This window comes from Arthrobacter globiformis (assembly GCF_003261175.1).
GTDB classification, from domain to species: Bacteria; Actinomycetota; Actinomycetes; order Actinomycetales; family Micrococcaceae; genus Arthrobacter; species Arthrobacter globiformis_A.
On record NZ_QLNP01000063.1, the window covers coordinates 53,430 to 76,396 of the forward strand.

At 67.8% G+C, this 22,967-nt stretch carries 21 protein-coding genes; 12 read left to right on the forward strand and 9 right to left on the reverse strand.

The features are described 5' to 3' along the window. Window positions 1-151: 151 nt before the first annotated feature. The 4 genes from purB to DBZ45_RS06230 all read left to right on the forward strand — a co-directional run bounded on the left by purB (window position 152) and on the right by DBZ45_RS06230 (window position 3,507). A complete protein-coding gene (gene purB / locus DBZ45_RS06215) occupies window positions 152-1,594 on the forward strand; it encodes an adenylosuccinate lyase (RefSeq protein ID WP_111903066.1) in 1,443 nt (480 codons plus the stop codon). 131 nt (window positions 1,595-1,725) lie between these two features. After that, complete coding sequence (locus tag DBZ45_RS06220; protein ID WP_111903193.1) at window positions 1,726-2,391, forward strand: histidine phosphatase family protein; 666 nt, start codon at window positions 1,726-1,728, stop codon at window positions 2,389-2,391. A 103-nt stretch (window positions 2,392-2,494) separates the two neighbouring features. Continuing rightward, window positions 2,495-2,998: a GNAT family N-acetyltransferase gene (locus tag DBZ45_RS06225; RefSeq protein WP_111903067.1), complete on the forward strand. Its 504-nt coding sequence runs from the start codon at window positions 2,495-2,497 to the stop codon at window positions 2,996-2,998. 74 nt (window positions 2,999-3,072) lie between these two features. Continuing rightward, complete coding sequence (locus DBZ45_RS06230) at window positions 3,073-3,507, forward strand: acyl-CoA thioesterase (protein WP_111903068.1); 435 nt, start codon at window positions 3,073-3,075, stop codon at window positions 3,505-3,507. A 43-nt stretch (window positions 3,508-3,550) separates the two neighbouring features. Here the strand turns inward: DBZ45_RS06230 and DBZ45_RS06235 are convergent, their stop codons facing one another. From DBZ45_RS06235 to DBZ45_RS06255, 5 genes are all read right to left on the reverse strand, one after another. Further along, window positions 3,551-4,582: an FAD-dependent monooxygenase gene (locus tag DBZ45_RS06235; RefSeq protein WP_111903069.1), complete on the reverse strand. Its 1,032-nt coding sequence runs from the start codon at window positions 4,580-4,582 to the stop codon at window positions 3,551-3,553. Between the two features lie 68 nt (window positions 4,583-4,650). Then, a complete protein-coding gene (locus DBZ45_RS06240; protein ID WP_111903070.1) occupies window positions 4,651-5,835 on the reverse strand; it encodes a 4-hydroxybenzoate 3-monooxygenase in 1,185 nt (394 codons plus the stop codon). Between the two features lie 131 nt (window positions 5,836-5,966). After that, window positions 5,967-6,716 carry an IclR family transcriptional regulator gene (locus DBZ45_RS06245; RefSeq protein WP_111903194.1) on the reverse strand — a complete coding sequence of 250 codons (750 nt, stop codon included), beginning with the start codon at window positions 6,714-6,716 and terminating at the stop codon, window positions 5,967-5,969. Window positions 6,717-6,910: 194 nt separating this feature from the next. Next, the gene (locus DBZ45_RS06250) at window positions 6,911-7,987 is read right to left on the reverse strand and encodes an FUSC family protein (RefSeq protein ID WP_111903071.1); all 1,077 of its coding nucleotides are present in this window, start codon (window positions 7,985-7,987) and stop codon (window positions 6,911-6,913) included. Between the two features lie 161 nt (window positions 7,988-8,148). Continuing rightward, complete coding sequence (locus DBZ45_RS06255; protein ID WP_111903072.1) at window positions 8,149-9,150, reverse strand: hypothetical protein; 1,002 nt, start codon at window positions 9,148-9,150, stop codon at window positions 8,149-8,151. 203 nt (window positions 9,151-9,353) lie between these two features. Between DBZ45_RS06255 and DBZ45_RS06260 the strand changes: the two genes are divergently transcribed. Next, complete coding sequence (locus DBZ45_RS06260) at window positions 9,354-10,229, forward strand: amino acid-binding protein (protein ID WP_111903073.1); 876 nt, start codon at window positions 9,354-9,356, stop codon at window positions 10,227-10,229. On the opposite strand, the gene DBZ45_RS06265 is transcribed toward DBZ45_RS06260, so the two are convergent. Continuing rightward, window positions 10,211-11,194: an aldo/keto reductase gene (locus tag DBZ45_RS06265; protein ID WP_111903074.1), complete on the reverse strand. Its 984-nt coding sequence runs from the start codon at window positions 11,192-11,194 to the stop codon at window positions 10,211-10,213. The two genes, DBZ45_RS06260 and DBZ45_RS06265, sit on opposite strands and share 19 nt — an antisense overlap. A gap of 267 nt (window positions 11,195-11,461) precedes the next feature. On the opposite strand from DBZ45_RS06265, the gene DBZ45_RS06270 reads away from it, so the two are divergent. From DBZ45_RS06270 to DBZ45_RS06300, 7 genes are all read left to right on the forward strand, one after another. Next, window positions 11,462-12,820 (forward strand): MFS transporter, encoded by a 1,359-nt coding sequence (locus DBZ45_RS06270; RefSeq protein ID WP_111903075.1) that lies wholly within the window; start codon window positions 11,462-11,464, stop codon window positions 12,818-12,820. Window positions 12,821-12,995: 175 nt separating this feature from the next. Next, the gene (locus DBZ45_RS06275; RefSeq protein ID WP_111903076.1) at window positions 12,996-14,363 is read left to right on the forward strand and encodes an MFS transporter; all 1,368 of its coding nucleotides are present in this window, start codon (window positions 12,996-12,998) and stop codon (window positions 14,361-14,363) included. An 11-nt stretch (window positions 14,364-14,374) separates the two neighbouring features. Next, window positions 14,375-15,886, forward strand: coding sequence for an amidase (locus DBZ45_RS06280; RefSeq protein ID WP_190243039.1), 1,512 nt, complete (start codon window positions 14,375-14,377; stop codon window positions 15,884-15,886). Window positions 15,887-15,943: 57 nt separating this feature from the next. Continuing rightward, window positions 15,944-16,627: a GntR family transcriptional regulator gene (locus DBZ45_RS06285; RefSeq protein ID WP_111903078.1), complete on the forward strand. Its 684-nt coding sequence runs from the start codon at window positions 15,944-15,946 to the stop codon at window positions 16,625-16,627. Next, window positions 16,624-17,409 carry an aspartate/glutamate racemase family protein gene (locus DBZ45_RS06290; RefSeq protein WP_111903079.1) on the forward strand — a complete coding sequence of 262 codons (786 nt, stop codon included), beginning with the start codon at window positions 16,624-16,626 and terminating at the stop codon, window positions 17,407-17,409. The genes DBZ45_RS06285 and DBZ45_RS06290 overlap by 4 nt, the downstream gene beginning before the upstream one ends. 33 nt (window positions 17,410-17,442) lie before the next feature. Next, complete coding sequence (locus tag DBZ45_RS06295; protein ID WP_111903080.1) at window positions 17,443-18,864, forward strand: amidohydrolase family protein; 1,422 nt, start codon at window positions 17,443-17,445, stop codon at window positions 18,862-18,864. Between the two features lie 9 nt (window positions 18,865-18,873). Then, window positions 18,874-19,620: a maleate cis-trans isomerase family protein gene (locus DBZ45_RS06300; RefSeq protein ID WP_111903081.1), complete on the forward strand. Its 747-nt coding sequence runs from the start codon at window positions 18,874-18,876 to the stop codon at window positions 19,618-19,620. A gap of 53 nt (window positions 19,621-19,673) precedes the next feature. Here the strand turns inward: DBZ45_RS06300 and DBZ45_RS06305 are convergent, their stop codons facing one another. The 3 genes from DBZ45_RS06305 to DBZ45_RS06315 form a co-directional block, all read right to left on the reverse strand. Then, window positions 19,674-20,591: a diacylglycerol/lipid kinase family protein gene (locus DBZ45_RS06305; RefSeq protein ID WP_111903082.1), complete on the reverse strand. Its 918-nt coding sequence runs from the start codon at window positions 20,589-20,591 to the stop codon at window positions 19,674-19,676. Window positions 20,592-20,716: 125 nt separating this feature from the next. Continuing rightward, on the reverse strand, window positions 20,717-22,003 hold the full coding sequence (locus tag DBZ45_RS06310) for an MFS transporter (protein WP_111903083.1): 1,287 nt from the start codon (window positions 22,001-22,003) through the stop codon (window positions 20,717-20,719). An 11-nt stretch (window positions 22,004-22,014) separates the two neighbouring features. Next, on the reverse strand, window positions 22,015-22,944 hold the full coding sequence (locus DBZ45_RS06315; protein WP_317616948.1) for a dihydrodipicolinate synthase family protein: 930 nt from the start codon (window positions 22,942-22,944) through the stop codon (window positions 22,015-22,017). Window positions 22,945-22,967: the final 23 nt, after the last annotated feature.

A 22,967-nucleotide genomic window follows, 5' to 3' on the forward strand; every position in this document is an offset into this window, starting at 1 on the left:
CTTCCTGCCCACGACGCTAAGGTGCGGCCCCCGCCGACGGAACGGCCGGCGTCGTCCATGTGGAGAAGTGCGCGAGGGCGGGGCTGTGGAGGAGAAGTCACAGGAGTTCCCGTGCTTCAGCAGGCACAGAACTTCATGAAAGAATCAGGTCATGCCTGAAACTGCCGCCACAGCTGACACCCGTACGCCCTCCGGACGCCTCGCCCTCGCCGCGTCAGAGGAACAAATCGCGCTCGGCCCTCTGGACGGCCGCTACAAGTCCGCCGTCGGCCCCCTCGTTGACTACCTGTCCGAGGCAGCCCTTAACCGCGACCGCGTCGCCGTCGAGGTCGAATGGCTTATCCACCTGACCGGGGACAACGTGCTCCCGGGCGCAGGCCCGCTGTCCGAGGACCAGCAGCAGCAGCTGCGGGCTATTGTCACCGAATTCGATGCCGCCTCCGTCAACGAGCTGGCCGAAATCGAAGCCGTCACCGTCCACGACGTGAAGGCCGTGGAGTACTACATCGGCCGCCGCCTGCCCGCCATCGGCATCGAGAACCTGACCGCGATGGTGCACTTCGGCTGCACCTCCGAGGACATCAACAACCTGTCCTATGCCCTGGGCGTGAAGGGTGCTGTGGAGGACGTGTGGCTGCCCGCAGCCCGCGCCCTCGTGGCCCAGATCAGCAAGATGGCCGAAGACAACCGCGCCGTTCCGATGCTGTCCCGCACGCACGGCCAGCCCGCCACGCCCACCACCCTGGGCAAGGAGCTCGCCGTCATCGCGCACCGCCTGAACCGGCAGCTGGAGCGCGTCGCGAGGACTGAATACCTCGGCAAGATCAACGGCGCCACCGGCACGTACGCCGCCCACGTGGCTTCCGTCCCCGGCGCGGACTGGCAGCAGGTCGCGAAGTCGTTCGTGGAGAAGCTGGGCCTGACCTGGAACCCGCTGACCACGCAGATCGAAAGCCACGACTGGCAGGCGGAGCTGTACGCCGACGTCGCCCGCTTCAACCGGATCCTGCACAACGTCTGCACGGACATCTGGAGCTACATCTCGATCGGCTACTTCGCGCAGATCCCCGTGGCAGGCGCCACCGGCTCCTCCACGATGCCGCACAAGGTCAACCCGATCCGCTTCGAAAACGCCGAGGCCAACCTGGAGATCTCCTCCGGGCTCCTGGACGTGCTGGGCTCCACCCTGGTCACCTCCCGCTGGCAGCGCGACCTCACGGACTCCTCCAGCCAGCGCAACATCGGCGTGGCCTTCGGCCACTCCCTGCTGGCCATTTCCAACGTGGCCAAGGGCCTGGAGCGGCTCGACGTGGCGGAGAGCGTTCTGGCCGGCGACCTCGACACCAACTGGGAAGTTTTGGGCGAAGCCATCCAGATGGTGATGCGCGCAGAGGCAATCGCGGGTGTGGAAGGCATGGAGAATCCCTACGAGCGGCTCAAGGACCTCACCCGCGGGCAGCGCGTGGACGCCGCCCGGATGCAGGAGTTCGTCCAGAGCCTGGGCCTCTCCGCAGAGGCCGAGGCCCGGCTGCTCGCCCTGACGCCGGGCAAGTACACCGGCATCGCGGACAAGCTGGTTGACCACCTGAAATAAGTACGGCGGCGGTGCCGGGCATTGGAGCCCGGCGCCGCTTCCGTTTCTGGCGGCTTCCGCACACGGCCCGTCCCCTTTTGCGGCGGTTTTGTCCCGCCTACCTTCCCGACGACGACAAGGAACGCGAAACCATGAGGCTGCTGCTCATCCGCCACGGCGAAACTCCCGGGAATGTGCTGGGGCAGCTGGACACCGCCCACCCCGGCCCCGGCCTGACCGAGCTGGGCGAGCGCCAAGCCGAGGCCCTGCCGCGGGCCCTGGTGAACGAGCCGATCAGCGCGCTGTACGCTTCCACCCTGGTCCGCACCCAGATCACCGCCGGGCCGCTGAGCCGGGAGCTCGGCCTCGACGTGGAGATCCTGGACGGCATCCACGAGATCGAGGCGGGCGCCCTGGAAAAGCTGACGGACCACGAGTCGCACCGGCGGTACATGAGCACCGTGTTCGCCTGGACCGACGGCGACTTCGACCGCCGGATGCCGGCCGGGCCCAACGGGCACGAGTTCTTCGAACGCTATGACGCCGCCATCGCCAAGGTGTCCGCGGAAGCCGCCGGCACCGGCGCAGTCGCCGTCGTCAGCCACGGCGCCGCGATCCGGGTCTGGGCGGGCCACCGCGCGGACAACATTGACATGGAATTCGCCGCCCGGCACGTTCTCGCCAACACCGGCATCGTGGCGCTGGAAGGCGATCCCGAGGCCGGCTGGAACCTGATCCACTGGGATGCCAGCCCCGTCGGGGGCCTTGCCCTGGCCGACCCCGCCGCCGAGGACCCGATGGGAAAGACCACGGGCTAGGTCCGGCCAAGTGTTCCCACGGCGCTTACCGGCAGGAAACACCGCGGTAACGGCGGCCTTCTAGCCTTGATCTGCATCACCCCTTCGGCGAATCGAGGCACAGATGCAGACCAATCCCCGGCTAAACATTCGGAAAGTCAGCTGGTCCAACCCGGTGGGTGCCGACCTGCGCGCAGCCCAGCAGGCCGAACTCGATGCACGTTTCGGCAGCACCGACCACGAGCCGGGGCCCAAGCCGTCCGAAGTGGACACGGCCGTGTTCCTCGTGGCCTACGACAAGGGGTCGGGCCAGCCGGTGGGCTGTGGGGGCCTGCGGCTGCTCGACGCCGAGACGGCGGAAATCAAGCGCCTCTATGTTCTCCCCTACACCCGCGGCTCTGGCGTGGCCAGCTCCATCCTGGCCGCCCTCGAGGCCGAGGCCTTCGCCCAGGGCATCACCCGGATCACTGCGGAGGCCGGCTCGGTGCAGACCGACGGACGCAATTTCTACGCGAGCTCCGGCTTCGATCCGGTTCCCAACTTCGGCCCCTATATCGGCGTCGAGCACTCGTACTGCTTCGAAAAGCGGATCGATTGCCACAGCGCGGCGCACACCGCCATGGCCTGAGCGGGCCATCTTTGCAGACCGACGGCGGCCGTCACACTCCGGTGGGGCAGGCCGCCGTCGGCTAATCTCGCGCTATGGAAACCAAAGACATTACGTTCCGCACCCGCAAGTGGGTGCGGCCCGAGGACCTCAACGCCAACGGCACCCTGTTCGGCGGCAGCCTGCTGAAATGGATTGACGAGGAAGCCGCGATCTACGCCATCCTCCAACTGGGCAACGGCCGCGCGGTCACCAAGTACATCTCCGAAATCAACTTTGTCAGCTCTGCGGTCCAGGGCGACCTCATTGAGATGGGCCTGACCGCCACGCGCTTCGGCCGTACGTCGATGACCATGCGCGCCGAAGTGCGCAACATGATCACCCGGCAGAGCATCCTCACCATTGAGGAGATCGTGTTCGTGAACCTCAGCTCCACCGGCAAGCCGGAACCGCACGGCTACACGGAAATCACCTACGACCGCGACCGCATCCCCACGCACCACCTCACCGAAACGCTGCAGCAGGACTGACGCACCGCCGTCGTCCTGGTTTCAACCCGGAAGGACCGGGGCGCTAACGGGAAGCCAGCCTCAGCAGCCCGTCGCGCAGCGGCTGTGCCCGTTCGGTCAGTGCCACACCCGCCATGGCGGAGGAGGCCAGCCGCAGCAGCTGGGTCCGGAGGGCGCGCTGCCGGTTGTAGGCCTTGAGCGCGTCGTCCATCGGACGGGCGTTGAGGAGTTCGGCCAGCGTGACGGCGTCCACCAGCGCCTCGCAGGCGCCGCGGCCCAGGTTCGGCGTCATGCCGTGAGCGGCGTCGCCGGCCAGGACGGCGCCCGGCCGCACGAAGCTGCCGAGAGTGGGCGTGGTCCAGATCCGCTGCGCCAGCGTGGCGTCCGGTGTGGCCTGCTCCAGTGCTGTGCGGACGGCTGGCGCGCTTCCGGAGAAGCGCTCGTTTGCCTGCTTCAGCGCTTCGGCCGCATCAACGCCCGCCGGCCCGAGGTTTGAGCGGAATGAGGCATACCAGTAGGTCCGGCCGGCGGACGCTGGCGTGATGCCGAACAGCTGCCCGCGCCCCCAGTATTCCCCGCCGGCGCCGGCCTGGACGGGAGCGGGAAGGACGCCCCGCAAGGCCAGGTACGGCGTCAGCTTTGCCTGCGACCGGTCGCCCCAGAAGGAGCGTCGCACCACGCTGTGGACGCCGTCGGCCCCCACCAGCAGGCCCGACGACAGCGGGCCGGTGGCCGGAATGTCATCCACCCTGCCCTCGACGCGCTGCACGGAAGCCGGCACGGCGGCGTCAAGGATCCGGATGAGGTCCGCCCGAGAGACGCCCCGGACTCCACGCACCTCGGGTGCCAACAGGGCTGTGCCCATGGCGTCGCGCAGGGCCATCCCACCGAAGGCCGTGCCCGCCTCCCTGATCTGCGGCAGCACCCCCAGGACCGACAGGGCCGCCTGCGCCTCCGGCCACATGGCCAGCGACGTCTCCACCGCCGGAACGCCGGGCCGCTGCTCGTGGACGGCGACGTCGAAGCGCTGTGGGTCCAGGCCGGCAGCGAGCGCGAGGCCGGCGATGCCGCCGCCGATGATCGTTATGGCTTCCATGGACCCGATCTTAAGCCCGACGGCGGGACGCTGGGTTGGCTCAGCCCCATCCGCGGGCGCCCGGGGGTTTAGCGCGTCGGCCAGCCGGTGTAGGCCTCGGCAAGGTACGCCTGGCCGTGCCGCGAGGACACCACGGAGTGCAGCTCGCCCAGCTGGCGGGCCCGGGCGAAGTCGCCGGCGTCCGCAGGGGTGTGCAGCATAGTGGTCATCCAGTAGGAGAACTGCTGGGCCTTCCACACGCGGTCCAGGGCGCGGTCGCTGTACGAATCCAGGAGGGCCGTGGAGCCGCTGTGGTAATAGCTGTCCAGCCCCTCGAACAGCACCTTCACGTCATGGATCGCCAGGTTCAGGCCCTTGGCGCCGGTCGGCGGCACGGTGTGCGCGGCGTCGCCGGCCAAGAACAGCTTGCCGTGCCGCATGGGCGCGTGCACGAAGCTGCGGAACGGGAGGACCATCTTGTCGATGACCGGTCCTTCCTTCAATTCGAATCCGTTGCCGTTGACCCGGCTGCGGAACTCCGCCCAGATCCGATCTTCGGTCCAGTCGGCCACGTTTTCCTTGGGGTCGCACTGGAAGTACATGCGCTGCACGGTTTCGGTGCGCTGGCTGATGAGGGCAAAGCCGTTCTCGGAGTTGGCGTAGATCAGCTCGTCCGAACTGCGGGGCGCCTCGGCGAGGATGCCGAACCACGCGAACGGGTACTCGTGGAAGTACCACTTGCGGTGCGCTTCGGGGATCTGGAAGCGGCAGTGGCTGCGCGAGCCATCCGCCCCGGTGATGAAGTCGGCCTGAAGCTCGTACTCCACGCCGTCGGCGTCAGTGAACCAGACTTTGGGCTTGTCCTCGATGCCGTGGATGGTGGTGTCGGTGACGCTGTAGCGCACGTCGCCGCCGTCGGTTTCGCGGCGTGCGGCGAGGTCCGTGAAGACGTCGGTCTGGGGGTAGAGCCAGACGGACTCCCCCACGAGTTCCTTGAAGTCGATGCGGTGGCTTTCACCGTTGAACCGGAGTTCGATGCCGTCGTGCCGGTCTCCTTCGCGCAGCACGCGGTCGGACACGCCGCCGTCCACGAGCATGTTCACGGTGCCGTGCTCGAGGATGCCGGCGCGGACCGTCTCCGAAATTTCCTGGCGGCTGCGGATTTCGATCACGGTGGACTGAATGCCGGCCGTGGCCAGCAGGTGGGACAGCATGAGTCCCGCGGGGCCTGCGCCCATGATGGCCACCTGGGTGGTGATGATCTGTCGTGCCATGGTGTTCCTCGCTCCGTTGCGTAGCCCGGAAGTCCGGGCTGAAGGTGGTTGCTGGCTAACAGTGTGCGGCGGGGAGTGTGGTGGGCGTTACCTTAGTTCCGCTGAATGGAAGCACGCCTCACCGTGAAGGCTCAGCCGGCTCCTTCTGTCAGCCGCCGCGCGATGCCGCGCGCCGCCGTCTGGAGCGCGGGTACCAGCGCCTGCATGCGCATCTCCCGCAGGGGAACTACGACGCCGATTGCCGCCACCGCGCGCTTCTGGCCGTCCAGCACGGGGACGGCAATGCCCCAGGTGTCGGGATCGATCACGCCTGCCAGTTCGGCATAACCCTGGTTCGCTGCCTCAGCCAACAAGGCGCGCACCTCGTCCCGGCTCACCTTTCCGGCGGGATCCGCGAACTGGTCCAGATACTCGGCCTGGAGATGCTTTGGCTGGTGCGACATCAGGGCCAGTCCGGCCGAGGACACGTGGATGGCCATGCGGCCGGCGATCTGGGCGCGGTTGGCTACGGATCCTCGGCGGGACAGCCGCTCCACGAACAGCGCTTCCCAGCCGTCGAGCACCGCAAGGTTCACGTTCTGGTTCAGCACGTGCTGGATGTCCTCCATGAAGGGCATGGCTGCCTGGCGCAAGGCCAGCGTGGGCGAATTGCGGTTGACCAGCTCCCACAGTCTCAGGCCCAGCCGCACCGACCCGCCAGGGCTGGTTTCCAGGAGCCCGTGCGCCGCGAGCTGACGCACCAGGCGGTGTGCTGTGGTAAGGGGCAGATCGGCACGATCCGCGAGCTCGGACAGCTGCAGTTCAGAGACGCCGGACGGGAATGCCGCGATGACGCGCACCACACGGTCCACCACCGAATCCCCGGACACTGAGTTGGCCACCACATCCACGCTTCCATTGAATGGTTTTGGTTGTCCCAGCGTACTCGTGGGCGGGCGTGCTTGGAATCAAGACCGGCCCTTGCCTGCACAACCGGCCGGGGCCCCTGAGGGGGCAGGGCTGCGGACCAGGCTGAAACAGGCCGCACCCCAGGCGCTCCTGGTCGCTGCGTGAACCGCGGCTGAGTGAATAGGCCCTACCGCGCCGCGACCCCGGCCGAAGTCCGCCGCGAAAGCCGGGACCACACGGCGGGGGCCAGCACCACGGCAATTCCGACGGTGGCGCCGATCACCGTCTCGACGATCCGGTCCCGTAGCAGGATGCCGGGTGCGGCCGGGGAAACGAGCAGCGTGGAGGTCAGCGCCAGCGGCGTCACGAAGAGCTGGGCCAGTACGTAGTTCCGCGCAATGAAGAGCTCGGCGCCGAACTGGCAGATGGCGATCACCAGGACCGTCTGCCACGGCACGGGCTGCAGCAGCAGGATGCCCGCGAGGAGGACGAGGCCGAGCACGGTGCCGATGATCCTCTGCACGCCGCGGGCGATGCGGTGCCGCGTGGTGCGTCCCACCAGCGGAACCACTGCCGCCACCATGGCCCAGTAGTTGTGCCCGAAGCCGAGCCGCTGGCCTACGAGGGTGGCGATGGTGCCTGCGAGCCCCGCTGCCACGAGGTAGCCCAGCGCCTCGAGCCCCGCCGCCCGCTTCTCTTCCGCGGTCAGGCGGACAGGCGGGGGCATCTCCCATGGGGTCCGGCGGCTCCGCAGCACCCTGGAGGACAGCCCCACGGCCAGGCAAAAGAGCGTGGTCAGTACGGACACCAGCAAGCACTGCCACAACGGCGGCTGGCTGGGGATGGACGCGATCGCGGCGAAGGCGAAGATGTGGAACAGCGAGCCGGCCGGCCGGTGCCGCCACCGGGCAATCACCAGCGAGCAGCCGCCGGCCACAAGGGTGGTGGCCAGCACCTGCAGCCAGATGCTCGCCGTCTGGGACAGGCCGCCGGCGTGCACCGTGCGGGCGGTCAGTGTGGCGAGCAGGATCACCAGCAGCATGAGCGCACCCGCACGGACCTGGATGAAGAACCGCTTGCGGTGCAGCTCGCCGCGGCCGTAGATGCCTGTGAAGGCGCCGAAGGAGGCAAAGATCGCCAGGTCCAGGCGGCCCAGCAGCACCAGGGTGATCAGCGGCACGAAGACGCCCACGGCGCACCGCACGGCGACCTGATGATCCTTGTTTGCAGGGGCAAGGGTGAACATCTCGGCCAGCAGCTTCACGGGTGATTCGCGCCTTTCGTTGCAGTTTGGAACTGACGACGGCGGCACTGGCGTCCGCTTACCAGCTTAAGGGGGGCGGTCCCCGCCATTCCCGTGGAGGCCGCCCGCTGTCCTGTTGCGTTCGTCTCCCTGACCCGGGCTACTCAGCCTGACCGGGCTACTCAACGCGGCTGCTTGGCGGCATTGGTGCGTGCGTCCACGGTGACCACTTCGAAGGTCTTGGCGTTTGGCATTCCGAACTTGGCGTTGACCGCGGCGAGCGTGTCATCGAACAGTGCGGCCGTCGTCGGGATGTTGAAGTGCCGGCTGGTGATGACCTCCCGCAGCTTTGCGGTTGATTCGTGGAAGTTCACCCGGAGCCTGCTGATCTGGTTGGACATGTTCTGCACCGCCCAGACGGTATCGCCTTTGACCAGGATGCCGTCGACGTTGGGCACCTTCACGCCCTTGATCGCGGTGCTGGCGCCGGACCGCGGGCTGACCGTGTACAGCGCCTGATTGCCCGTGTGGGCCACCACCAGACGGCCGGCGTCGCGTGAGTAGGCGATGCCGTTGAGATTGAACTGCTTGCTGGTATCGGCCGCGGGGCCCTTCAGCGCCAGCGTGCGGACGTTGCCGAGGTCACCGTCGTCGTCCACCGGAATGAAGTACAGCTCGCCCCGCCGCGAGTTGGTGAACCAGGCTCCGTGGTCCGTGAGCGCCACGTCGTTGATGAAGGCTTCCTTCTTGGTCAGCTGGTAGGTCTTGACCGTCTTTCCTGTGTCCGTGTCGTACACGTAGGCCTGGCCGGTGGGGCCGCCGGCCACGAACAGCAGATCATTGTGCCGGTCTGCCTTCATGCCCACGGCCACCCTGCCCGCGGGCGCATCGATGAACCTGGAGGCCTTGTCCCTACGGATGTCGCCGCGGTAGATGTCCCCAGTGACGAGGTCGCCAGCGAAGAATTCGGTGCTGCCGGCGGCCGCGATGCCTTCGGCGCCCTTGGCCCCGTCCAGCAGGATGACCGGGGCGACGTCGTCCGATCGCGACTGCACGGTCCGCGACTCTCCGGCGGAGGCGACGGGTGCGGGGACCAGGAGCGCGGCGAGGGCGAGGAACCCTGCGGCTGCAAGGCGGCTGGTATGGCCTGAACTGGTGCTGATGGGCATGGCGGTGCTCTCCACGAGTCGACTTTTCCGTGCGAGCAGGCCGTTGTACGGGAGTCCGCACGCTGGTCTTTTCAGTGTAAGGACCCGGCTGGGGGCAGGCCATATCCCGGGAACGCGGAAGCCACGCCCCGGCCCAGGCTGCGAGTTTTTGGGGATGGTTCGCGGGATCGGAACGCGGGGGCAATCCCCCTGTAACAGCGGCCGGGCAGGCTGGGAGCATGAAGCCGCAAGCGACTGCCCCGTCCCCTGCCGAACTGAGCTGTGAAGTCTGCGGGCAGATGCCCGAGCCCACCAAAACGCGCCTCACGGTGGCCAATGTCGCCGTCATGCTCCCGATCGAACTGCTGGTGCACGCGCTGGTGGTGCAGACGCACCTGCCCTATGTTGCCAAGGTGCTCGTCCTGGCCCTGACGGCCACCGTCCTGGTGATCTGGGTGGCCGAGCCGTCCGCCGCACGGATCCTGCGGCGGTGGCTCCACGCACCCGCGCTCCGTCACCGCCGGCACCTTGGCACGGCACCGGCGCTGTGGCGCGCCCGGACCGTGCTCCGCGACGAACCTGGCTCCCTCAAGCGGATCACCAGGTCCCTGGCGCTGCTGGACACCAACATCCTGGGCATCCACGTCCACCCGGTCCAGGGCGGGGTGATGGATGAATTCGTGCTGTCCGCCCCCGGCGCGGTCAGCGAGCGCCAACTGCTGGAGGCCCTGGCAGACGGCGGCGGACGGAGCCCGCAGGCCTGGCCCACCACCGCCCTGGCCATGGCCGACGGGCAGACCAAGGCCCTGAGCCTGGCCGCCCGGATCGCCGACGCACCCGGGGAGCTGCCACTGGCCGTGGCCGAACTGCTGTCCGCCCGGATCCTCGACCCCGGCAGCGAGTCAGCCCGCCACGCCCAAACGGACGCCCGTGCAACGAACGACGCCGGCACCATCCTGAAGATCCCGACCGCCTGGCACGGACCCATCACCTTTTTCCGTCCCGGCGAGCCGTTCACGCCGGCCGAGTCGGCCCGCGCCCACCGGCTCGCGGAGCTCGCCGAAATCCTGGCGCACCGGGAGCCCCAGCGGCTGGGTCAGAACCCGGAGGGGTAGCGGGGCGTGTAGCTCTCCTCGAGGCGCCGGACCTCGGAGTCGGTCAGGGCAAGCCCGACGGCGGCAGCGGCGTCGTCGATATGGCGTTCCTTCGTCGCCCCGATGATGGGGGCGGTGACGGCGGACTTGCCCGCGCTCCAGGCCAAAGCGATCTGCGCCATCGGCACGCCACGTTCATCCGCCACGGCGGCGACTGCATCAACGATGGCCTTGTTCGCGTCCTCGTCCTGCTTGTACAGCCCCTTGCCGAACTCGTCCGTGTCCTGCCGGGTCCCGGACCCCGCAGCGCCCCACGGCCGTGTCAGGTTTCCGCGCGCCAGCGGGCTCCAGGGGATGACGCCCACACCCGTGGCCTGGCAGAAGGGGTGCATTTCGCGTTCCTCCTCCCGTTCGAGGAGGTTGTACTGGTCCTGCATGGACACGAACCGGGTCCAGCCATGCAGTTCCGCCACATGCTGCATCCGGGCGAACTGCCAGGCCCACATGCTCGACGCCCCGATATAACGGGCCTTCCCCGCCTTCACGACGTCGTGCAGGGCCTCCATCGTCTCCTCGACCGGGGTCACCGGGTCGTAGCGGTGGATCTGGTATAGGTCGACGTAGTCGGTGCCAAGCCGGGCGAGGGACGCGTCGATCTCGTGCATGATCGCTGCCCGGCTGAGGCCACCTCCGTTGCGGGCCTGGCGCATCCGGCCGTGGACCTTGGTGGCGATCTGGACCTCCTCCCGGGGGGCCAGTTCCTTGAGCAGGGTGCCGGTGATCTCCTCGCTTGAGCCGGCCGAGTACACATTTGCCGTGTCGAAGGTGGTGATCCCCGCCTCGTAGGCGCGCCGCACGAATGGCCTGGCTTCATCGAGTCCCACGCTCCACCCGTGCGACCCCTTCTCCGGATCGCCGTAGCTCATCATGCCCAGGACAACGGCGCTGATTTCCAGCCCGGAGTTTCCAAGTCGGACCGTCTTCATTCGGTACTTCCTTCCGATGTTTTGCCGTGCGGCCCGCAGTCACAATCCGTTTTTTCGGGGGCCACGGCTATCTTCCCCGAAATCCCTTGACAGTGTTCCACGCCACACCTATCTTGAATTTGGGATCCCAAAACGGGATCCCAAAACGGCGGGGTCATTCCGCCGGCGCAAACCAATCCGCCGGCCCAAAGATTCGCCGAATCGCGGCCGCACCGCCCCACTTCATCCCCCATCCCATGTCCGCACCCTTCCCACTAAGGAGAAGCTGTGTCTCTCCCAGATACTGAAGCAGTGACAACCCAGGCCCGTTCCCCGGAATCCCGCGGCACCAAGCCGGGCAAGGACGGCGTGCAACGGCGCACCAACGTCCGCTGGAAGCTGTTCCTGCTGCTGCTCGTCCTGGTCGCCGTCAACTACATCGACCGCGGCTCCATCTCCGTGGCGCTGCCCATCATCCAAAAGGAATTCAACCTCGCCCCGGAGCTCGTTGGCCTCCTGCTCTCCGCGTTCTTCTGGACCTACGCCCTGATGCAGATCCCGGTCGGTTTGCTGATCGACAAGTTCGGTCCGCGCAAGGTCATGACCGCCTCGTGCGTGGGCTGGGGCGCCGCCACCGCCGCCTCCGGCATGGCCGGCGGCTTCCTCAGCATGTTCATCGCCCGGCTGGGCATCGGCGTCACCGAGGCCGGCGTCATGCCGGCCGGCGGCAAGCTGAACGCCATTTGGATGCACAAGTCGGAGCGCGGCCGCGGCGCCACCATTCTGGACGCCGGCGCTCCCCTCGGCGCCGGCCTGGGCGGCATCCTCATCGCCGGACTCATCGCCGCCACCGGCAGCTGGCGCAGCTCGTTCGTCATCGCCGGAGCCGCCACCGTCCTCATGGGCCTGGCCGTCTGGTGGTATGTCCGCGACAACCCCCGCCAGCACCGCGCGGTCAACGAGGCCGAGGCCGAGTACATCGAAGCCTCCCATGCCGCCGAAGACGCCGAGGCCGAACTCGACGGCAGCAAGGGCAAGCGTGCACTGCTCCCCTACCTGAAGTTCCGGTCCTTCTGGGCCATGTGCTTCGGCTGGCTGGGTTTCAACGGCGTGTTCTACGGCCTGCTCACCTGGGGTCCGCTGTACCTTGCCCAGGCCAAGGGCTTCGACCTGAAAACCATCGGCTGGTCCACCTTCGTGATCTTCGGCGCCGGTTTTGTCGGCGAGATCCTGGGCGGCACCATTGCCGACAAGTGGCGGGCGTCCGGCGCCTCGGCCAACCGCGTCATGCGGACGCTGCTGGGAATCTCCAGCGTCGTGGTGGTGGGCGGCCTCATCGGGGTAACCGTAGTCGCGGACCCGACCACCGCCGTCGTCCTTCTCTCCGTGGTGATGTTCTTCCTCCGCTGGGTGGGCCTGTTCTGGAGCATCCCGTCCATCCTGGGCGGCCGCACCAACGCCGGCGTCCTCGGCGGAGCCATGAATTTCAGCGGCAACATCTCCGGGTTCGTCACGCCGATCGCCGTCGGCCTGATCGTCGGTGCCACCGGCTCCTACACCTGGGCGCTGCTCTACTTCGTGGGATCCGCCATCATCATGGGCGTCTCCGTGCTCACCCTGAACTACAACAAGCGCCTGCCTGTCTAAGCCTCCCAAGCCAAGCCGAGCAGCAGTCTCCCGATTTGGGATCCCAAAGCATTGACATCAGCCCACCCGCAACTTACCGTCATATTGGGATCCCAAACCGGCACTCCGAGGAGAACATCCTCGCCCCACCCCAACACCGGTCCCGTACCCCCGTCGCATCGCCCAGGAGGGCCACATGTCGATCAACTCCCAAACCCGAGGTTCCGTGTCCGACGCCAAGCCGAAGGGCGGCGGAAACTCAATGAAGAGGGTCGTCGCCGCGAGCTTTGTCGGCACCACACTTGAGTACTACGACTTCTTTGCCTACAGCACGGCAGCTTCCATCGTCTTCCCCATCCTGTTTTTCCCCGGCTCCGAACCCGCCACGGGCCTCCTTCTGGCCCTGGCCACCTACGCGGTCGGCTATGTTGTGCGCCCCTTGGGCGCCGCAATCTTCGGCCACTTCGGCGACAAGATTGGCCGCAAGAACGTCCTCGTCACCACATTGCTCCTGATGGGCCTGGCCAGTGCCGCCGTCGGACTCCTTCCCACCTACGAAAACATCGGGGTCTGGGCTCCGGTCCTGCTGGTCAGCCTGCGCTTCCTGCAGGGCATCGGCATCGGTGGCGAATGGGGCGGCGCCGCCCTCATGGTCACCGAGTCGGACAAGAGCGGCCGGCGCGGGCTCTTCGGCAGCCTCGTCCAGACAGCCGCGCCGACGGGCCTGCTGCTGGCCACCGGCATCTTCACGCTCATGACCTCGGCGCTGTCCAAGGAAGCCTTCCTCGCCTGGGGCTGGCGGATCCCGTTCCTGATCAGCTTCGCGCTGGTGGCAATCGGCCTGTACATCCGGCTGAAACTCGCGGAGTCCCCGATCTTCGAAGAGACGGAGAAGAAGGCTGCGGCGAAGCAGCAGGAGGAAGTCAAGGCTCCTCTCCTGTACGTCTTCAGGCACTACAAGAAGCAGCTGGCCCTTGCGGTCGGCGCCCGGATCGGCAGTGATATCGCGTTCTACATCTTCGCGCTGTTCGTCCTCGTCTACGGAACCGAACACCTGGGCCTGCCCAAGAGCCTGGCCCTCGCGGCATCGACGATTTCGGCCGTTGCCCAGATGATCAGCATCCCGCTCTTCGGCGCGCTCTCGGACCGGGTGGGCCGCAGGCCTGTCATGATCGGCGGCGCCGTCGGGGGCATTATCTACAGCTTCGTGTTCATCGCGATGCTCAACTCCAAGGACCCGTTCCTGGTGCTCATCGCCCCTGCCATCGGCCTGGTGATCGTTGCGGCCATGTACGCCCCGGTGGCCTCGTTCATCCCCGAACTGTTCGCCACCAAGGTCCGGTACACCGGCTCCGCCGTGGGCTTCCAGCTCGCCGGCGTCTTCGGCGGCGGCTTTGCCCCGCTGATCGCCATCCAGCTGATCGTCCTGACCAGCTCCGGATTCGCTGTGGCCGGATATCTTTCCGCCGCGCTGCTGCTCATGGTGTTCTGCGTCTACATGGCCAAGGAAACGTCCAGGATCACCATGAACGAGGCCGGCAAGTCAGCCGGCATCACGCACTAAGGATCATGGACATGAACAACACCGCCCCGGCTTCGACGCACGCTTCCACGGACAGGGACTCCATTGACAGGGAGCAGCTAACCCGGCTTTCCATGACCGAATGGGCGACAGCCCTGCGGGAGGGCCGCCTGACAGCCATTGAGTGCCTGGAAGTGCACCTCGAGCGGATAGCCGAAGCAAACCCCCGCCTGAATGCCATCGTCACCCTCAACCCGCTGGCCGCTGAGGAAGCCGCCGCCGCGGACCGGGCTGCCGCCGAGGGCCGATCGCTGGGCCCGTTGCACGGCGTGCCGTTCACGGTGAAAGACACCCTCGCAACGAAGGGCCTGCGGACCACGGCAGGAAGCCCCCTGTTGGGGGATTACGTTCCGGAACAGTCCGCGACGGCGGTCCGCCGCCTGCGGGAGGCCGGAGCGGTGTTGTTGGGCAAGACCAACTGTTCGGAGTTTGCGGTGGAAACACACACCCGCAACCCGCTTTTCGGGGACACCTGGAGCCCCTGGGGCCCCGGCCTTACGTCCGGCGGTTCCACCGGGGGCGACAGCGCGGCCGTGGCCTCCGGCATGAGCGCTTTCGGGCTCGGCACGGACTTCGGCGGGTCCATCCGCTGGCCGGCCCACTGCACGGGGCTGGCGAGCCTGCGGCCCACGGTAGGACTGGTGCCGGAGACGGGGCTCCTCCCGTACTTACCGCCGGCGGCCGGAGAAAGCCTCCCCGTACCCAACTCCATGTCTGCCCTGCACCGTCTCGGCACCGTGGCCTGGCTGGCCCGGAGCGTGGACGATCTGGGCGTGCTGCTCGGGATCCTCGCCGGTCCGGACGGTGGGGACCCTTCCACTGTCCCCGTACCGCTGGGCGGCCCGGTGGAAACACTGGACGGGATCAGCTGCGCCTGGTTCGAGGACGAGGGCACGCATCCGGTCCGGGAGGATCTGGTGGCTGCCGTCCGGCGGGCCGCCGCAACCCTCAACGGCCTTGGCGTTCCGACGACGCACGGCAGGCCGCCGGGCCTCGAGCGGGCGGCGGCCGCCTTTGTGGCCCTTCGCACTGCTGAGGGAATGCCCGAAGTGGTGGAGCTTGCCTCCGGGCGCGAGGACCAGCTGGGCAGCAACCTCCGCAACACCTTGCTGGGCGCAGAACCCGTCTCGGTGGCGGACTACCGCAAGGCCGCCGCGGAGCGGGATGCGATCCGCGCGCAGGTGCTCGGGTTCATGGAACAGCACAACATCCTGCTGCTCCCTGTGGCCAGCGTGCCGGCGTCGGATCCCCGGACCGGTTCCTTCACCGTCAGCGGCCAGGACATTCCCTGGACGGAGCTGGGGTCCTGCTGCCGGGCCATCAGCATCCTTGGCTTTCCGGTGGCGGTTGTGCCGTGCGGGCTTTCCCGTGAAGGCCTCCCGGTTGGTGTCCAGGTGGTGGGCCGGCCGTACCGCGATCGCGAAGTACTCGCTGTTGCTGCGGCCTTGGAACGGGAGTTTGGCCGCTTCAGCCCTCCGTCACCCAGTCCCAGGTCAGAGGACTGAGCCGTGATGGATGCCGCCGAGCACATAGAGTCACTAAAAACCACGAATGGAGCAAAGATGCTGACCGCAGATCAAACGCCGGCCACGGACCGCCCCCTCCGCGAGACTGTCCGGGACACGCTCCGCACCAGGATCTTCGAAGGCCACTACGCTCCCGGCGCCCGGCTCGTGGAACGCGACCTTGCCGCGGAGTTCAACGTCTCCCGGCTTCCCGTCCGCGAGGCGCTCCGGATGCTGCGGCAGGAAGGCCTGCTCAGCGACCGCGGAGCGAGGGGCGCAGAGGTCAGCTCGCTCAGCCCCAAGGACGTGGAGGACCTCTTCGACGTCCGCCAGTCACTGGAGGTGCTCGCCTGCCGGCTCGTCGCGGTCCGGGCAACGCCGGAGGACCTTGGCCTCCTCGAAGGACTACTGGAGGAGGCCGAACGGTGCCTCGCCAAAGGCGCCGTCATGGAGGCCCACCGGGCCAACAGCGATTTCCATGACGCCATCACCCGTATCGCGGACAACGGCTTCCTCAAGGCCGCGCTGGAGCCGTTGCAGGGCCGGATGCACTGGCTGTTCCGGCACGTCAGCGACCTGCCCGAACTGATCCAGGAACACCGGGACCTGTACGAGGCCATCGCCAGCGGCGATCCGGACCGTGCCGCTGCCCAGTCGGCGTCGCACATCGGCAAATACCGCGAACAGTTCCCCGACGACTTCCAGAAAACCGAACCAGCCCTGCACCGGAAGAAAAAATGAAACTCCTTGTCATCAACCCCAACATCAGCGACGACGTCACGGCGCTCATCGAATCTGAAGCCTTGAGGTCCGCCTCCCCCGGCACCAGCCTGGCGGTCCGCACGGCCGGCCACGGAGTGGAGTACATCGAAACCCGCTTTGAATCACTCATCGCTGCGGGCGCCGTCGCCGAGATCATCGCCGAACACACCGCCGGCTTGGCCCGGGAACCTATTGACGGCGTCGTGGTGGCGGCCTTCGGGGATCCGGGAATGCCGGCCCTGAAGGAACTCGCCGACGTGCCCGTCATCGGGATCACCGAGGCAGCCCTCTGCGCCGCGGCGCTGCAGGGGCACCGGTTCTCCATCATTGCCATCTCGGACCGGATCCGCCCGTGGTACCTGGACTGCGTGGAGCGGTTCGGCCTCGGCGGCCGGCTGGCGTCCATCCGCTCCATCAACGAGACCCTGAAGGCCATCGGCTCGGTGCAGCAGGACTTCAAGGAAACCCTTCTGGCACTCAGCCGGCAGGCCGTCGCGGAAGACGGGGCCGACGTCGTCATCCTCGCCGGAGCGCCGCTGGCGGGGCTGGCCCGCGAACTCCGGGCGCAGATCCCCGTCCCCGTCGTGGACGGCATCTCCGCCGGCATCCGGATGGCCGAAGCCGTGGTGGGGCTTCAGTCCGGCCCGCACCGTGCCGGCGCGTTCGCTCCGCCGCCGGTCAAGGCCCGCAAGGGCCTGTCCGAAAATCTCGACGCCGCCCTGACCGCCGCCCAGACGGCGTCGAACGCCGCCGCCAAGTAAGCCCAACATACTTTCCCCGTAAGGAAGACAACGATGTCCCGCATACCCGAACTCGTCATCGCCAACGGAACCGTGGTCAACAGTTTTGGCCGCCGGCACGCCCATGTCGTGGTGGTGGACGGCAAGATCAGCCAGCTCATTGATGCCGCAGAACCAGCCCCCGCCGCCGTCCGCACCGTCGACGCGACCGGCCAGCTGGTGATCCCCGGCGGTGTGGACGGGCACTGCCACGTGGCCCAGGTGACCGGCCGGTTCCGCACCCTGGACGATTACCGGACCACCTCAACCGCTGCCCTGTGGGGCGGCACCACCACCATCATCGACTTCGGCATCCCCCGCGACGCCCGCGAAACCCCGCTCGAGGCCGTGCTCAACAAGAAGGAGCTGGCGCAGCAATCCCGCTGCGACGTCGCTCTCCACGGGTCCGTGATCAGCTGGGACGAGACCGTTCCATGGCAGCTGGAGCAGCTTGCCGCCGAGGGCGTCCGCTCGGTGAAGATGTACACCACCAACCGCGGCACCACCATGGCGGATGGGGACACCATCCTGAAGGTCATGCGCGAAATGGTCCGGCTGGACGGCCTCACCTACATCCACGCCGAACACGACCCAATCGTCACCGACTGCACCCAGCAGCACGCCGACGACGGACGGATCGGCATCGAGCACCTGCACCGCACCCGCCCCGAGCTTGCCGAGGAAATTTCGGTCAAGGAAACCCTGGCCATGGCCCAGTACACGAAGGCCCCGGTGTACTTCGTGCACCAGTCCACCCCCGCGGCGGTCGACCTGGTCACCGACGCCCGTGCCCGCGGCCAGGAGGCCTACTCGGAAACGTGCCCGCACTACCTCACGCTCGACGACACCGTATACGGCTCGGCCTTCCCGGAGTGGTACGCCTGCTGCCCGCCGATGCGCAACCCGGAGACGGTCGCGGCGCTTAAGGAGCGGCTGGCCGGCGGCGCCATCCACACCGTGGCCTCGGACCATTCCTGCTACGACCTGACCCAGAAGCGGGAACGCACGGATGACATCCGCGCCATGCCACACGGCCTCCCGGGTGTGGAAACGCGCATGCCCGTCACGTTCACGGTGATGGCCGAATCCGGCAGCAGCGTGGAGGACTTCGTGGAGGTCTTCTCGGCCGGACCGGCGCGCGTCAACGCCCTGCCCGGCAAGGGCGCTATCGCCGAGGGCTTCGACGCGGACCTGGTGCTCTTCGATCCATCAGAACAGCGGACCGTGGACGGCGGGGCGCTGCACATGGGAACCGACTTCTCACCCTTCGACGGCCGCGCCTTGGCCGGCTGGCCCGCCGTCGTGGTTTCCGCAGGCCGCGTGGTACTGGACCGTGATGGCTTCCACGATCCGGGGGCCGTGGGACGCTTCGTGGCCCGGAACGGGTTCCGCGAACACCTTGCCGCCACTGCCGACCTGTCCCCCGCGACCCTCTAGGAGCACGCCATGACTTCTCCCAACCGTCCCGCATCATCTGTCCGGCCAACCCGGATCGGCATGGTCGTGCCGTCCTCCAACATTTGCCTGGAGCCGCAGAGCTACCGCATCCTGGGCGACCGGACGGACGTCACCATCCACTTCACCCGGATCCCGGTGACACGGATCGCCCTGGACGATTCATCGGACAGGCAGTTCGACCCCGCCGTCATGCGCGAGGCCGCCAGGCTGCTGGCGACGGCGGACGTGGACGTGATCGCCTGGAACGGCACCTCGGGATCGTGGCTGGGTTCCGGGCACGACCGCGAGCTCGTCCTCGAAATCACCGACGCCACCGGCATCCCCGCCACGACGTCCACCCTCGCGTACCTGGAGGCGTTCCGGGCCTTCGGCACTGAGCGGATCGGGCTGTTCACGCCGTACACGGAGGACGTCAACGAGGCCATCATCCGGTCCTATGAGCGGGACGGCATCAAAACCGTCAGCCACCGCTGCCTGGGCCTGAGCGACAACGAGTCCTTCGGCCGGGTCACGGACGATGAAATGCGTCCCGGCTCGCTGGAGCTCGCTGCCGACGCCCCGGACGCGCTGATCTACCTCTGCACCAACCTGTACGGCGCCAACATCGCGGCCGAAATCGAGGCGGGCACCGGCGTTCCGGTGCTGGATTCGGTGGCCGTCACGCTGTGGCACTGCCTGAAACTTGCCGGCTCCCCCTTGCTCGCACCAAGGTGGGGCAGGCTCCTCGGGGACTGATTCCCCATCCCCGGGGCGCTCTGCTTCCGGAGCGGATCCTACCCGGATCGGGTCTACATCCGGACTTTGAGCGCCCCGGGATCCACCCAGATGGAGAGGCTCTTGACGGTGCCCACGTGGTCGCCGTCGAGCTGGAACTCCTCCCCGTGCTCCAGGGTGACCTCGATCTTCTTGCCCTGGAAGTACTCGGCGGATTCCTTCTGGTTCTTCCTGCGGCCGAAAATGCCCGCCGCGACGCCCAGCCAGCCGAAGTGGCCGCGGGGGGCCAGGATCAGCAGGTCCAGGATGCCGTCGTCGACCTTTGCCTCGGGGAAAATCTCGATGCCGCCCATGATCCGGCCGCAGTTTCCGGCCATGACACTGCGGATCCGCCGCTTGACGGGCTGCTTGTCGTCCACCCTGACGGTGGCCCGAACGGGCTTGCCCGGCAGCTTGCGGATGCCTGCTTCAACGTAAGCGAGCCAGCCCATGCGGTCCTTCAGTGCGTCCACCGTGTCCGCCATGATCGCGGCGTCATAGCCCACGCCGGCCATCACCAGGAAGACGTTCTCGTGGTCGGACCCGTCAAAGGTGCTCCTGGCGACGTCAATCGTGCGGACGGTGCCGTTCAGGACGTCGTACGCAGCGGAGACGGGATCGGAGATGTCCACGCCCATGTTGCGGGCCAGCAGGTTGCCGGTCCCCAGCGGCACCATCCCCATCGGCGTATCGGTGCCGGCCAGCGCCTCAGCCACGCACCGCACGGTACCGTCGCCGCCGGCGGCAATAACGACGTCGACCCCCGCCTCCAGGGCCTCGCGGGCCTGGCCGACGCCAGGGTCTTCAACGGTGGTTTCCAGCCACAACGGCTCGGCCCAGCCCTGTGTGTCGCACAGCCGGACCAGCGCGGCGCGGAGGTCGGCGCCAACAGCCTTGGCGGGGTTCACGATCACGGCGGCCCGTGGCGGCGAGGAAGCATTCTGGGCGGTCATGGTGTCCTTCGGCTGCTGCGGGCGGGCCCGAAAGCCCCGGAACTCAAATCGTAGCCGCGATCCCGGGATATGGGCACGAAGCTAAGTCGGTCGACTCGCAGCGGCGGCCCTCAGCACCCCCGCCCTCATCCCCCCGGCCCCAGCCTGCTGGCGCTGCGGCGGTCCAGGGCCGATGTCCCCGCAACGGTCAGGATGAGTGCGGCGGCAAGGAACAGGGGAAGCTGCGGCACCCCGGTGATGACGACGCCGGCCGCCGCCGTTCCGGCCGACCCGGCGGCAATCTTGAGGGCACCTACCCAAACAAACACCTGCGCCCGGACCTGCGGCGGGGCAAACTCGCTGCGGGCGGCCAGCGTTGCGGCGAAAAAGTATGAGTTCATGACCCCCGCAACGCCGTAGGCGGCGACGGCAGGCGCAAAAGACGCCGACTGCGCGGCTACGGCGAGCGCCGCGGCCACCAAGCCGGCCAGCCGCGTCACCAGCCGGTCCGCGTCGCCCCGCAGCGGGCGGCACATGACTCCCGCCGAACCCGCCAGGCCGCCCAGCCCGTAGGCGGCCGTCAGAACGCCGGAAGCCGCCGGTTGGACCTGGAACATTGCCGTGGAGGCGACGGCCGCGATGGGAAGCGCCGCAACGGAGAACGCCACCGTTACGGTCAGGTACAGCATCCTTCGCAGGCGCCCCGTGACAGCCATCAGCCGAAGGATCTCAGCCGGCTTCGGAACATCAGCTGCCCGCGCTGCCGGGGGCGCGTATGGCAGCAACCGCACGACGGCGGCGGCAACGAATGTGGCCGCCGCGAGAATGAGCGCGGCAGCCGTGGGTCCGGCCCACGCTGAGACAGCGGCCACGACGCTCGGACCGATGGTCCCGCCGATTCCGTAGGTGGCAACATCCCAGCCCTGGGCGCGGCGCTGGCTGACCTGGTCCGGGCCGGCGATTGCCGGAAGGCGGCTGCTGATGCCGCCGGTCAACAATGGACCAACCAGCCCTGACGTCACGAGCAGAACGCCAGTCACCGCCGGCCAAATGACCGGGTACAGGAGCACGGCAGCCGCCAGGGTAGCGCCATGGAGGACGCACGCCCACGCGATCAGGACTCGGCCGTCGCGGCAGGAGTCCAGGCTCCGTGCCACCAGCGGCCCCAGCAGGTGCGGGGCCGTGATGCAGGCGCCGAGTACGCCGGCCAGCCAGCCGGGCGCCCCGCTGGTGGTGACCATGAGGACGATCGCCACAACGACCCCGCCGTCCGCGGTGCGCGCCAGGGCCGCGGCCGCCACGTAGCGGGCCAATCCGCCGCTTTTCCGGGACAGGTCCGGAGTTGGCTGACCGCGCTGGGCTGTCCGCCACCCCGGCGCTTCTTGCTCTGCCGGCGATTTTTGCTCCGCCGTGCCGCGGTTCAGGCTACCCATGCCGCACCTGCTCAGGCTCCCAGTCCGCTGAGGCGCAGGGCTTCGTCGACCCTGGTGCGGCCCTCGGTGTCCAGGCTTTGCAGTGGGCGGGGCAGGCACGGCGCCTCCACGAAACCAAGCACTTCGGCCATGGTGGCAGTGACCCGCAGGCTCCCGTAGGCGCGGAAGAGCGCCCACACGGGCTCCAGCGCGGCAGATGCTGCCAGCGCTGGGGTGCCTTGGCCGGTTTGATGGTCGGTCTGAACTGTCCGGGCAAGGTCAACGATTCCCCTGGCGGTGTTGGGAAACAGGCCGGCCATGACCGAATACCAAACGTCGCAGCCGGCGAGCAGTGCCTCCGCTGCGGCCCAGTCGCCGCTGATGCCCAGGGAAATACCCTCGGGAACTGCGGCCCGGAGCCGGGCGATGCGGTCGGCGGCCTGCCCCAGTGCCGGGGGCGGGAACTTGATCGCTGCGATGCCCGGAAGTTCGGCGATGCGGCCGTGGAGTTCATCGGAGAAGGTGAACCCGGTGGTGGCCGGGTTGTCGTAGACGGCAATCGGCAGATCGGACGCGGACGAGACCTCGCGGTAGAGGCCGTAAACCTCTTCGTCGGACAGCCGCTGATACGACACCGGCGCCAGCAGCAGACCCGAGGCACCCGCACTCTGGGCATCCTCGACGCAGTCCAGAACGTCACGGGTGCGCATGGCACCGACACCTGCCACCACCGGTGTCCCCTGGGCAGCTTCGACGGCCGCCTCCACCGCCTTGCGGCGTTCGTCGCGCAGCAGATAGGTGTAGATGCCTGTCGACCCCAGCACACCAATGGAGTCCACTCCGGCATCCGCGCACCGCGAGACCAGCCGCGCAAAGGCGGCTTCGTCGATGTCGTTCCCGGCGAGCGGCGTCAGGGGAAATGCACAAAGGCCGTTAAACACGGGGGTCCTTTCTTCAGTCAATTTGGTTGTTCCCTCATGCTCAC